The 11,162-nt window shown below is 60.2% G+C and carries 10 protein-coding genes; 7 read left to right on the top strand and 3 right to left on the bottom strand.

The features are described from left to right. Nucleotides 1-163: 163 nt before the first annotated feature. The 3 genes from NW863_RS01265 to NW863_RS01255 all read left to right on the top strand — a co-directional run bounded on the left by NW863_RS01265 (nucleotide 164) and on the right by NW863_RS01255 (nucleotide 3,552). Entirely contained in the window at nucleotides 164-1,582 is a 1,419-nt protein-coding gene (locus NW863_RS01265; protein WP_414363954.1) for a UDP-glucose dehydrogenase family protein, read from the top strand. Further along, nucleotides 1,579-2,526 carry a UDP-glucuronic acid decarboxylase family protein gene (locus tag NW863_RS01260; RefSeq protein ID WP_414363953.1) on the top strand — a complete coding sequence of 316 codons (948 nt, stop codon included), beginning with the start codon at nucleotides 1,579-1,581 and terminating at the stop codon, nucleotides 2,524-2,526. The genes NW863_RS01265 and NW863_RS01260 overlap by 4 nt, the downstream gene beginning before the upstream one ends. Before the next feature lie 129 nt (nucleotides 2,527-2,655). After that, complete coding sequence (locus tag NW863_RS01255; protein WP_414363952.1) at nucleotides 2,656-3,552, top strand: diguanylate cyclase; 897 nt, start codon at nucleotides 2,656-2,658, stop codon at nucleotides 3,550-3,552. Nucleotides 3,553-3,555: 3 nt separating this feature from the next. On the opposite strand, the gene gcvH is transcribed toward NW863_RS01255, so the two are convergent. Both gcvH and NW863_RS01245 read right to left on the bottom strand, forming a co-directional pair. Beyond that, nucleotides 3,556-3,945 carry a glycine cleavage system protein GcvH gene (gene gcvH / locus NW863_RS01250; protein ID WP_414363951.1) on the bottom strand — a complete coding sequence of 130 codons (390 nt, stop codon included), beginning with the start codon at nucleotides 3,943-3,945 and terminating at the stop codon, nucleotides 3,556-3,558. A 96-nt stretch (nucleotides 3,946-4,041) separates the two neighbouring features. After that, the gene (locus tag NW863_RS01245; RefSeq protein ID WP_414363950.1) at nucleotides 4,042-4,947 is read right to left on the bottom strand and encodes an alpha/beta fold hydrolase; all 906 of its coding nucleotides are present in this window, start codon (nucleotides 4,945-4,947) and stop codon (nucleotides 4,042-4,044) included. 136 nt (nucleotides 4,948-5,083) lie between these two features. Between NW863_RS01245 and NW863_RS01240 the strand changes: the two genes are divergently transcribed. Together NW863_RS01240 and NW863_RS01235 are read left to right on the top strand one after the other, a co-directional pair. Beyond that, complete coding sequence (locus tag NW863_RS01240) at nucleotides 5,084-6,016, top strand: NAD(P)H-dependent glycerol-3-phosphate dehydrogenase (RefSeq protein WP_414363949.1); 933 nt, start codon at nucleotides 5,084-5,086, stop codon at nucleotides 6,014-6,016. 330 nt (nucleotides 6,017-6,346) lie between these two features. After that, nucleotides 6,347-6,712, top strand: coding sequence for a response regulator (locus NW863_RS01235; protein ID WP_414363948.1), 366 nt, complete (start codon nucleotides 6,347-6,349; stop codon nucleotides 6,710-6,712). 75 nt (nucleotides 6,713-6,787) lie between these two features. Here the strand turns inward: NW863_RS01235 and NW863_RS01230 are convergent, their stop codons facing one another. Continuing rightward, nucleotides 6,788-7,840, bottom strand: coding sequence for a VOC family protein (locus NW863_RS01230; protein ID WP_414363947.1), 1,053 nt, complete (start codon nucleotides 7,838-7,840; stop codon nucleotides 6,788-6,790). A gap of 397 nt (nucleotides 7,841-8,237) precedes the next feature. Between NW863_RS01230 and pflB the strand changes: the two genes are divergently transcribed. Continuing rightward, nucleotides 8,238-10,544 carry a formate C-acetyltransferase gene (gene pflB / locus NW863_RS01225; protein WP_414363946.1) on the top strand — a complete coding sequence of 769 codons (2,307 nt, stop codon included), beginning with the start codon at nucleotides 8,238-8,240 and terminating at the stop codon, nucleotides 10,542-10,544. Nucleotides 10,545-10,619: 75 nt separating this feature from the next. Next, nucleotides 10,620-10,997 carry a pentapeptide repeat-containing protein gene (locus tag NW863_RS01220; RefSeq protein ID WP_414363945.1) on the top strand — a complete coding sequence of 126 codons (378 nt, stop codon included), beginning with the start codon at nucleotides 10,620-10,622 and terminating at the stop codon, nucleotides 10,995-10,997. Nucleotides 10,998-11,162: the final 165 nt, after the last annotated feature.

Raw genomic sequence — 11,162 nt, 5'->3', positions numbered from 1 at the left:
GGGCAGAAGAAGAGACAAAAGCTCTGCTGTCAAGCGGGTGAGGAAACCCCACCCGCCTGCGCGGTGGGGTAGTTCATGGCTGTCTTTCCTCCCCTTGAGGATAGGGGATCCCGGTCGGCGGGGTATTTTAGAACCAAGCATCGACGCGAGGGGGAAGCGGGCTATGGACGTGGCGGTTGTGGGAGCTGGCTATGTGGGGTTGGTAACCGGCGCCTGTCTGGCTCACCTGGGCCATAGCGTTATCTGTGTAGACAACAACCCCGTCAAAATCGAAAACTTGCAGCAGGGCCACCTGCCCATCTACGAGCCTGGGCTGGAAGAGCTGGTGCGGGGAGGCACCGAGGCCGGCCGGCTGCACTTTACCACCGACCTGGGCCTGGCGGTGAAAGCCAGCGAGGTGATTTTTATTGCCGTGGGCACCCCAGCTTTGCCCAGCGGCGAGCCGGATCTGCGCTACGTGGAGGCCGTGGCGCGGGAGATCGGCCAGCACCTGGACGACCGCTACCGGGTTATTGTTAACAAGTCTACCGTCCCCATTGGTTCCGGCGACTGGGTGCGTATGCTCATCCTCGACGGCGCCGCCGAGGCTGTCCAGCAACGTCTAAGCAGCCAACAGATGGCCCTGGCTGGAGGGGATCCCACCCCCTCCTCCCTGGCCACCCTGGACAAGTCTCCCTGTGTGCCGCCCTTCGACGTGGTCAGCAACCCCGAGTTTTTGCGAGAGGGCAGCGCCATCCAGGATACCTTCTACCCAGACCGCATCGTGATTGGCTCCAACAGCCCCCGCGCCATCGAGATCCTGCGGCAGCTTTACGAGCCCATCCTCAGCCGCCAACAGGGCTTGGGCGGGGATCCCGTGCCCTTGCTGGTCACCGACCTGGCCTCCGCCGAGATGATCAAATATGCCGCCAACGCCTTCTTGGCCACCAAGATTAGCTTCATCAACGAGATCGCCAACATCTGTGAGCGCACCGGCGCCGACATCACCCAAGTGGCCGAAGGGATCGGCCTCGATAAGCGCATTGGCCGCGCCTTCCTCAACGCCGGTATAGGCTGGGGAGGGAGCTGCTTCCCCAAGGATCTGTCAGCTCTCATTCAAACAGCTGCTGACTACGGCTATGAGGCCAAGCTGTTGCGGGCTACTGTCGAGGTCAACCGCGAGCAGCGGCAGCGCCTGGTGGAAAAGCTACAGCAGGCCCTCAAGGTGCTTAAGGGCAAAACCATTGGCCTTTTGGGCCTCACCTTTAAGCCCCACACCGATGACCTGCGGGATGCGCCCTCTCTGACGTTGATCGAGCAGCTCCACCGCCTGGGAGCCAAGGTGAAGGCCTATGATCCCATTGTCTCGGCTTCGGGGATGCGGGAGGGCCTGGCCCATGTGGTGGTGGAAACGGATGTATTCCGCCTGGCCCAGGATTGCGATGCCCTGGTGCTGGTGACGGAGTGGCCGGAGTTTTTGTCGCTGGATTACCGGCGCCTTGCCGAGCTGATGCGGCGGCCTTTGCTGATTGATGGCCGCAATTGCTTAGATCGGCAGGCCGTTCAACAGGCGGGCATTACCTTAATTGGAGTGGGCTGGTGAAGATTCTGGTAACGGGTGGTCTGGGATTTATTGGCTCCCATCTGGTCAGCCGCCTTCTGCAGGAGGGCCACGCAGTTATCTGCCTCGACAACGGCTACACGGGGCGGGAGGAGAACGTGCAGGCCCACCGCGACAACCCCGCCTTTACCTTGCTGTGGCACGATGTGGCCGAGCCGCTGCCGCCGGAGCTGGAAAAAGCTGGGATCGAGCAAATCTACCACCTGGCCTGCCCCGCCTCGCCGCCCCACTACCAGGCGGATCCCATCCGCACCATCCGCACCAGTGTCTGGGGCACCTACCACCTGCTGGAGCTGGCTCAAAAAACCGGGGCCCGCTTCCTCCTGGCTTCCACCTCGGAGGTGTACGGGGATCCCCAGGTGCACCCCCAGCCAGAGGACTACTGGGGCCATGTCAACCCCATCGGCCCGCGGGCCTGCTACGACGAGTCCAAGCGCCTGGCCGAAACCCTAACTTTTGATTGGCAGCGGCAACACCAGACGGAGATCCGCGTTGCCCGCATCTTCAACACCTATGGCCCGGCCATGCGGGAAGACGATGGCCGCGTGGTCAGCAACTTCATCGTCCAGGCCCTGCGCGGGGATCCCCTCACCGTCTATGGAGATGGATCCCAGACCCGCAGCTTCTGCTACATCGCTGACCTCATCGAGGGCTTGGTGCGCCTAATGAACAGCGCCCACCCCGGCCCCTTAAACCTGGGCAACCCGCAGGAGTTCACCATCCTAGAGTTGGCCCAGCAGGTCTTGGCCCTCACTGGCAGCTCTTCTCCCATTGTCCACCGCCCCCTGCCAACCGACGATCCCAAGCAGCGCCGGCCCGACATCAGCAAAGCCCGCGCCCTGCTGGGCTGGGAGCCGCAGATCCCTTTGTCCGTCGGCTTGGAGCTAACCATCCCCTACTTCCGCCGCCGCCTGGGGCTGGCATAGGAGAATGCCCCCTGGAGTTCCCAGGCCACTGGCCACTTCTAGAGGTGAGTAGAGGGCCTCAAGGTTGTTACATACTACGATACAAATACGGAGAAGGGATGTTAGCCTAAGCAGGGGATCCCTAGGTCCATGGACACTTCTCCTCTCTCTCTGGAAGAACCGACCACCCTCATGCCCTTAGAAAGCTGCGGGCTGGAAGCAGAGAGGGAACCGGTGGGCGCTTTTTTGACGGTGCTCCAGGGATCTGACAGGGGCAGGACTTTCCGCCTAGGGGAGACAGTAGTAGTGGGGCGCAGCCCCCAAGCCGACGTTCAGCTTTCTGACTACACCATCTCTCGGCAGCACTGCCAGCTGGGGAAGGAAGGGGAAAGCTATCTCCTCACGGATCTAGGCAGCCTCAACGGCACCTATGTCAACGGGGAACGGGTAACTTGCCGGGTTCTGGCGGATAGGGATCGCATCCAGGTGGGCAATAGCCTCCTACAGTTTGCCTACTATGACCGGCTGGAGGAGGCTTTCTTTTCCCAGATGGCCGCCGCTGCCCTCTACGACCCACTCACCAGCCTCCACAACCGTCGTTTTTTCCTAGAACACCTTGAGCGGGAAATCCCCTTTGCCCTGCGCCATCGCCTTCCCCTCCACTTGCTCTACCTGGATCTAGACAACTTCAAGCTCATCAACGATCGCTGGGGGCACTTGGCCGGGGATCAAGCCCTGATCCAGGTGGCCCAACAACTGCAGGCTCAAGTTCGCGGCGAGGACTTGCTGGCCCGCCTAGGGGGCGATGAATTTGCCCTCTTGGTGCGCGGGATCCCGGACTCTCAGATCCTGCAGTTGGCCAGGCGCCTACAGCAGGCCATCGAATCCCTTCCCCTGCAGGGGGGAATTCACCTCACCTGTAGCATTGGTGTCGCCTCTTTGCTCCGGCTTCCAGCAGAAACCTCTGCACCCAGCTTCCTAGAGGCAGCCGACCAGGCCCTCTACCAGGCCAAAACGCAGGGGGGCAACCGGGAGGTGTTGCTGTAGGGTTCAGGATCCCTCCACCAAGCTGGCATAGGCCTCGGCGCTCATCGTGTCGTCGAGATCCTCCGGGTTGGTCATGCGCACCTTGATGAGCCAGCCATCCCCATAGGGATCGTCGGCAATGCTCTCCGGGCTGTCCACCACTGCTTTGTTCACCGCCACCACTTCCCCCGAAACAGGGGCATAGAGATCCTCCACGGCCTTAACGGATTCCACCGAACCAAAGCTCTCGCCCTTTTCAATCTCTGTTCCTTCCTCCGGCAGGCCGACGAAAACGATGTCGCCAAGCTGATCGACGGCATAAGCCGTGATCCCAATCACCGCAAGGTCATCTTCAACGCGGATGTACTCGTGGGTGTCCACATAGCGCAGATGGGGTGGATACTCCAGGGCCATGCCGTTTCCCCCGCTAGAATTCAGTGGATTATTCTAGGGTGAACCCCTGAAGCTGGTAAAGCTCTCCCAAGGGGATCCCCTAGGCTTGACACCTAACTAGAGGAACTCCATCAGCAGCCGATTCACGGTTTGCGGCGCCTCCTGCTGTGCCCAGTGGCCGCACTCGGGGATGTATTCTTTGCGAATGCCGTTGGGGAAAAAGGGATCCATTCCCTCGGTCAGCTCGCGGCTGAGGGCAAAGTCTTCCTCTCCCCAAATGAGTAGGGTGGGGGCGAGGATCTGCCGCAGAGGCTGTAAAAACAGGTTCTGCAGAGTGGGCAGGCTAAACAAGTGGCGGTAGTAGTTAAGGGCAGAGGTGAGCACCTTGGGTTTGGCGAGAGCCTCTTGGTAGATCTTCAGGTCATGTCGGGTGAAGGCACTCTTGCGCACCGAGGTTTCTTGGAAGATGCGCTGCACCCAATCGCCCAAGTTCCACTGGAGCACCCACTCCGGCAGCCAAGGCAACTGAAAAAAGAACAGGTACCAACTGCGGCGCATCTGATCTAGGTTGGTCAAGAACTCCCGCCGAAAGCAAGCCGGGTGAGGGGAATTGAGAACGGCCAGCTTGCGGATCTCGTCGGGGAAAAATTGCGCCCAGTGCCAGGCAATGGCTCCTCCCCAGTCGTGGGCCACCACTACCGCCCTCTTAGCCCCAAAGTGATCCAGGAGGCCGCGGACGTCCGCCGTGAGGGTATCTAGGTCGTAGCCGTGATCCGGCTTATCAGAGTCATTGTAGCCGCGTAGATCGGGGGCTACGACGCGAAACCGCTGCGCCAACACTGGGATCTGGTGCCGCCAGGAATACCAAAACTCCGGGAAACCATGCAACAAGATCGCCAGCTCCCCTTCCCCCTGGGTGACGTAGTGCAGTTGAATACCATTGGTCAGGGCATAGCCGTGCTGCCAGCTCCCCATCTTAGCGGCTACTTCAGAGGGAAGGCGTCGGATCCCTGCTTCTGTCATGTCGTCTGCTCTCAGGCCGAACCCATGATTTGGTATCCACCCATACTAACCTTTGTCGCTCTCTTGCTAGCGGGGAGTTTTCCGGAGGCGTCTGCAAAAGGCATCCTGGGAGAGAAGCGGCGGCTGCAAAGGTCGGATGAAAACTAACACAACATCCCCCCAGAAGATCGCCATTCTAGGGGCGGGAGCCTGGGGAAGTACGCTGGCTCTACTGGCCCAGGCCCAGGGGCACCGAGTGCAGCTTTGGGATCGGCGCAAGGATCTGGATCTCAAAGAGGTGCTCCAGGGATCCCAAATCCTTATCTCGGCAGTCTCCATGGCGGGGGTGCGCCCTGTGGTGGAAGCGGTGCGCCAGGTGGGGATCCCTCCCCAAGCGATTGTGGTCTCGGCCACCAAAGGGCTGGATCCGCTGCAGCTTCTGACCCCTGCCCAAATTTGGGGGGCCACTTTCCCAGAGCAGCCTCTGGTGGTGCTTTCGGGGCCCAACCTTGCGGCGGAAATCCGTCAGGGCTTGCCGGCAGCGGCGGTGGTGGCCAGCCGGCAGTCCTGGGCAGCTATGCAGGTACAGCATGCCCTGGCTTCGGAACGCTTTCGCCTCTACACCAGCAGCGATCCCTTGGGGGTGGAGCTGGGGGGCATCCTGAAAAATGTTATCGCCATCGCCGTGGGGGTGTGCGATGCACTGCAACTGGGCACCAATGCTCGGGCTGCCCTGGTCACCCGCGGCCTGGCAGAGATGATCCGGGTGGGATCCCACTTGGGGGCGCGGCCTGAGACCTTCAACGGCCTCTCAGGGCTAGGGGATCTGCTGGCCACCTGTCACAGTCCTTTGAGCCGCAACTACCGCGTAGGCTACGGCTTGGGTCAAGGCAGGCCTTTGTCCCGGGTTCTGGCCGAAATCGAGGGCACTGCCGAAGGGGTTTACACCGCCCCCGTCGTGGTCAAGATTGCCGCCCAGCATAACATCCGGGTGCCTATCACCCAGGAGGTGCATCTGTTGTTGCAAGGGCAGACCACCCCCCCTGCTGCCCTAGCCAGGCTGATGGAGCGACAACTCACCTCGGAATAAGACCCTCACCCCCCGCTCCTCTCCCTGAGGGAGAGGGGGGGCTAGACGTAGGTAGAGAAACGTTTCATTGCTATTTGAAGCTATTTGAAATGACCATAGCCGCAAATCCGCGGATGAGGAAAGGGGTTCTGCAGCGCATCAGGATTTTTGCAGAGGGTTGGGGTACCAGAATGAGCTATTTGGCGGAGTTTTTTTCCTCAGAGTTTTTCTATGCTGCCTCCATAGCTTCCCTGTTCGTTCCCGCATCAACTCGGCTCTCGATTGTTCCGGGAAGCCGACAGCCAGCCCCAGGGGTTGGGGGGTCTCTTGTTTGCTTGTTTGCGAAGCCACATGTCCAAACGCATCTTGGTGATTGAAGACGAACCCGCTATCCGCACCTATTTGCAGAAGGTGTTGCAACGAGCTGGGTACGACACTGTTGCGGCCAGCGACGGAGAGGAAGGATTACAGATGGTGCGCGCCCTCCTGCCGGATTTGGTGTTGTGCGATGTGGTCATGCCCAAGCTAAACGGCTACGGGGTGCTCGATGCCGTGAGATGGGATCAGTTCACTGCCCACATCCCCTTTGTCTTTCTCTCCTCGAAAACCAGCCGAGAAGACATGGAAGAAGGGCTGCGGCTCGGCTCTAATGCCTATCTAACCAAGCCCATCGACCAAAACCACCTGTTGAAAGCAATCGCTGCCCAACTGCTCTAAACTTTTAGCCATTTACCCCTGGGATAAGACTTCCAGGGAACCGAGAAAAGTTTTCCGGATCCCTGCCGGCTGTAGCTAGGGGATCAACGCCTGTTGTCGCTGCCGCTGTTGCCGCTCCAGGGCCTCGAACAGGGCTTGAAAATTGGCTTCGCCAAAGCCCGCGGCTCCGCCCACTCGCTGGATCACTTCGAAGAAAAAGGTGGGCCAGCCAAATAGAGGTTGGGTAAACGTTTGCAGCAGAAGGGGACGATCCTGGCCATCAGAGGCGGGCAGGGTGGCATCCAGAAGGATCTGCTGCTCCACCAGGTCTTGCCAGGAGATGGCCTGTCCAAGGGCGGAACGGAGCGCCAACCCCAACTCCCTTTCCAGGCTGGTGTAGTACTGCGGCGGCACCTGCAAAAAGTCCACTCCCCCCTGCCGCAACCGCCGCAGGCTGGCAACGATATCCGGGCTGTGCAGCGCCGCGTGCTGAATGCCCGGGCCACCATGGGCATCCAAAAACTCCTGAATCTGAGAAGCGGCGCAGGTGGGTTCGTTGATGGCCCATTGGATCCCGGCTTCTGGATCCCCTACCACCACGCTTTCCAGGCCAGAGGTGTCGGTGTGGATGCTGTAACGGTACAGATGCCGCCAGCCCAGCACCTGGCCATACCAGTCGGCTGCCGCCTGCAGGGATCCCTGCTCCACGTTCAACACCACGTGATCCCAATGGGAGAACAGGCCTGCTTCCGCAGGGGTGACGTTGGAGGGGCCGGGGACGAGAGAATGCCGGATCCCGTAGGGGGTGTGGAGGCAGAGCGCCGCTGCTGCCGGGATCCATTCCACTGGGGCGCCTCGCCCCCGCAACAGCTCCGCCAAGGCCGGTAGCTCCTGCTCCCCCACCGCCAAAGCCACGTCCACCACCCCCGGCGAATGCTGCTGCAAATAGCGATCCACCTCGTCCCCCGCCCGTGCCGGCTGAGACAGGCGCACGCGCAGGGATCCCTGCCGCAGATCCAGGGTGTTGCCGGCCTCGCTTTCCAGTCGGAAGCCCCAAACCCGACAAAAGTGTTCCCGCCAACGGGGCAGATCCCAAAGGTAGAAGTGCAGGTGATGGATCCCTTGGACAATTCGAATGGACTGGTTCATAGAAAGCGCACGGCTAACGCGAACGCCAGGTGTTCTGGTGTTTTCCCGGCAACAGGTAACCGGGGCCGCCCTAACCCAGCATAGGCTGGCCCTTTGGCGAGGGAAAAGGTCAAAACCCTTTCCAGCAAACCCTTAAGACAACATTAAAAACACGCTTAAAAATGCGCCCACAAAAACATCTTCGCAGGGCAAAGGACTAAAATTGAAGTGGGCGAGGTGTATGGCCAACATCCAAAAAAAGAAACAGCAGAGTTGCTAAAAGCTCTCCCTCAAGTCAGTCACCAGGCCCTCTCTTTTGCAAAGATTGTTGTAGCTTTTGGCAGTTGCTGGGGCGCCGCCTTGCCCTATTGTCAGCCTATTGGCGGAGTTGTCAGGCGTCATAGTTGGGAGGATTGTTATGATAGCGAGCGCGCAGCGTTCTGTAGCTTTGTCTACAGAATCGAAGGCCGAAAAAAATACAGAACGCAAAGTATCTGATCAAGCAGTTGCGAGAGATTTTCTGCCGGGACGGTGGCAGCGCTGCATCGATGTCCGAGATTTTATTCAGCGCAATTACACTCCCTACACCGGGGATGAAAGCTTTTTGGCGCCGGCCACCGAGCGCACCCAACGGCTGTGGGCCAAGGTTAAGGATTTGATGGCGCTGGAGCGGGAGCGGGGGGTTTTGGATGCCGACACCGACCTTCCTTCCAGCATCACCAGCCACCCGCCGGGCTATATCGACCGGGAGCTGGAGCAAATTGTAGGTCTGCAGACAGACAAGCCCCTGAAGCGGGCCATCCTGCCCTTTGGCGGCATCCGCCTGGTAGAGACGGCCCTCAAGGCCTACGGCTACGAGCTGGATCCAAAGGTTAAGGAGATCTTTACCAAATACCGCAAGACCCACAATGACGGGGTCTTCGACGCCTACACGGAGGAGATGCGCCGCTGCCGCCGCTCTGGCATCATCACCGGCTTGCCGGACGCCTATGGGCGGGGCCGCATCATCGGTGATTACCGGCGGGTACCTCTCTACGGGGTGGATCGGCTGATTGAAGACAAGGAGGCGCAAAAAGCCAGCCTCGACCTGGACACGATGGATGAAGAGACCATCCGCCTGCGGGAGGAGCTCTCAGAGCAGATCAAAGCCCTGCACGAGCTCAAGGAAATGGGGGCCAGCTACGGCTTTGACCTGGGCCGTCCGGCAGCCAACGCCCGCGAGGCCATCCAGTGGCTGTACCTAGCCTACCTGGCAGCGGTCAAAGAGCAAAACGGCGCCGCCATGTCCCTGGGGCGGGTCTCCACGTTCCTAGACATCTACATCGAGCGGGATCTGCTGGCCGGGATCCTCACCGAAGAAGAGGCCCAGGAGCTCATCGACCACTTTGTCATGAAGCTGCGCATGGTCAGGTTTTTGCGCACGCCGGAGTACAACGAGCTCTTCAGCGGCGATCCCACCTGGGTAACTGAGTGCATTGGCGGCATGGGGCTGGATGGGCGACCTCTGGTCACCAAGACCAGCTTCCGCATGCTGCACACCCTCTACAACCTTGGGCCGGCGCCGGAGCCCAACCTAACGGTGCTCTGGTCGGAGCGGCTGCCGGAAGCCTTCAAGCGCTACTGCGCCAAGGTCTCCATCGAAACCAGCTCCATCCAGTACGAAAACGACGACCTGATGCGCCCCTACTGGGGGGATGACTACGGCATCGCCTGCTGCGTATCGGCCATGCGCATTGGCAAGCAGATGCAGTTTTTTGGGGCGCGGGTAAACCTGGCCAAGTGCCTACTCTATGCCATCAATGGCGGTCGGGATGAGATCTCCGGTGAGCAGGTGGCCCCGGCCTACGCCCCCATCACCTCTGAGGTGTTGGAGTACGACGAGGTGTGGCCGCGCCTGGTGCAGATGATGGCCTGGCTGGCCAAGACCTACGTCAACACCATGAACATCATCCACTACATGCACGACAAGTACTGCTACGAGCGCCTGGAGATGGCCCTGCACGACCGCGACATTGTGCGCACGATGGCCTTTGGCCTGGCTGGCCTATCGGTGGTGGCGGATTCCCTCTCGGCCATCAAGTACGCGCGGGTGCGGGCAATTCGGGACGAGCGCGGCCTGGTGGTGGACTACGCGGTGGAGGGCGACTTCCCCAAATATGGCAACAACGACGACCGGGTTGACCAGATTGCGGTGCAATTGGTGCAGACCTTCATGGCGGAGCTGCGCAAGCACAAAACCTACCGCAACGCCATTCCCACCCAGTCCATTCTCACCATCACCTCCAACGTGGTCTACGGCAAGAAAACCGGCAACACCCCCGATGGGCGGCGGGCTGGCGAGCCCTTTGCGCCGGGGGCCAACCCCATGCATGGCCGCGACACCAAGGGAGCGGTGGCGTCGCTGGCCTCCGTGGCCAAGCTGCCCTACGACGACGCGCTGGATGGCATCTCCAACACCTTCTCCATCGTGCCGGCGGCCCTAGGGCGCACGGCCGAGGAGCGGGTTGCCAACCTGGTGGGGCTGCTGGACGGCTACATGCGGGATGGCGGCTTTCACCTCAACGTGAATGTCCTCAACCGCGAGACCTTGCTGCAGGCCATGGAGCACCCAGAGCTCTACCCGCAGCTCACCATCCGGGTTTCCGGCTACGCAGTGAACTTCATCAAGCTTACCCGCGAGCAGCAACTGGATGTGATTAACCGCACCTTCCATCAACACTTCTAAACGAGGGGGCGGGGGATCCCGGAAGGCTGCCCCTAGCCGGGTGGAGGATCCCCCCTCCCCAAGCAAGGAGGTTCAATGAGCTATAGCGTTGGGGATTTGGTTAGAGACTATGCGGCGGGACGGCGAGATTTCCAGGAGATCGAGCTGCCCCAGGCCGACCTACAAGGGATCCACCTAGCCGGTGCCGACCTGCGCTATGCCGATTTCAGCGGCGCCAACCTGGCAGGCGCCAACCTGCGGGGGTGCGATCTCAGCTTTGCCGATTGCAGCGGCGCCAACCTATCGGGAGCCGACCTGCGGGGATGTCTGCTTTTTGGCAGCAATTTCCGCGGTGCCCTCTTGGAAGGGGCTTTGCTGGATCACGCCGATTGCGATGCCTATACCCATTTCCCGGCGGGCTTTGATCCCAAAGCCCATCGCCTGCACAACCTCTCGGCGGAGGTCTCCCAGTAGGAGATCTTTCCACTGGTTTTCAACCGTTAAGAAAAACACAGTCTGGGTAAAGTCCAGATTTCATAAGGAAGAAAACCGTGATGTGCATAACATGGCCAGCAATTGGGAAGAAAACCTCAAGATTAGTTGATATTTTGCAAAAGCCATTGAGGATAGAAGTATGGA

It is taken from the genome of Synechococcus sp. B60.1 (genome assembly GCF_047462555.1).
GTDB lineage: Bacteria > Cyanobacteriota > Cyanobacteriia > Thermostichales > Thermostichaceae > Thermostichus.
This window is presented reverse-complemented; position numbering and strand designations above follow the sequence as displayed.

Excerpts from the sequence above, each read along its gene's own strand:
- NW863_RS01230 (WP_414363947.1), bottom strand. The coding sequence starts at position 7,840 with ATGAACCAGTCCATTCGAATTGTCCAAGGGATCCATCACCTGCACTTC.
- gcvH (WP_414363951.1), bottom strand. The coding sequence starts at position 3,945 with ATGGCCCTGGAGTATCCACCCCATCTGCGCTATGTGGACACCCACGAG.
- NW863_RS01240 (WP_414363949.1), top strand. The coding sequence starts at position 5,084 with ATGAAAACTAACACAACATCCCCCCAGAAGATCGCCATTCTAGGGGCG.
- NW863_RS01265 (WP_414363954.1), top strand. The coding sequence starts at position 164 with ATGGACGTGGCGGTTGTGGGAGCTGGCTATGTGGGGTTGGTAACCGGC.
- NW863_RS01220 (WP_414363945.1), top strand. The coding sequence starts at position 10,620 with ATGAGCTATAGCGTTGGGGATTTGGTTAGAGACTATGCGGCGGGACGG.
- NW863_RS01235 (WP_414363948.1), top strand. The coding sequence starts at position 6,347 with ATGTCCAAACGCATCTTGGTGATTGAAGACGAACCCGCTATCCGCACC.
- pflB (WP_414363946.1), top strand. The coding sequence starts at position 8,238 with ATGATAGCGAGCGCGCAGCGTTCTGTAGCTTTGTCTACAGAATCGAAG.
- NW863_RS01245 (WP_414363950.1), bottom strand. The coding sequence starts at position 4,947 with ATGACAGAAGCAGGGATCCGACGCCTTCCCTCTGAAGTAGCCGCTAAG.
- NW863_RS01255 (WP_414363952.1), top strand. The coding sequence starts at position 2,656 with ATGGACACTTCTCCTCTCTCTCTGGAAGAACCGACCACCCTCATGCCC.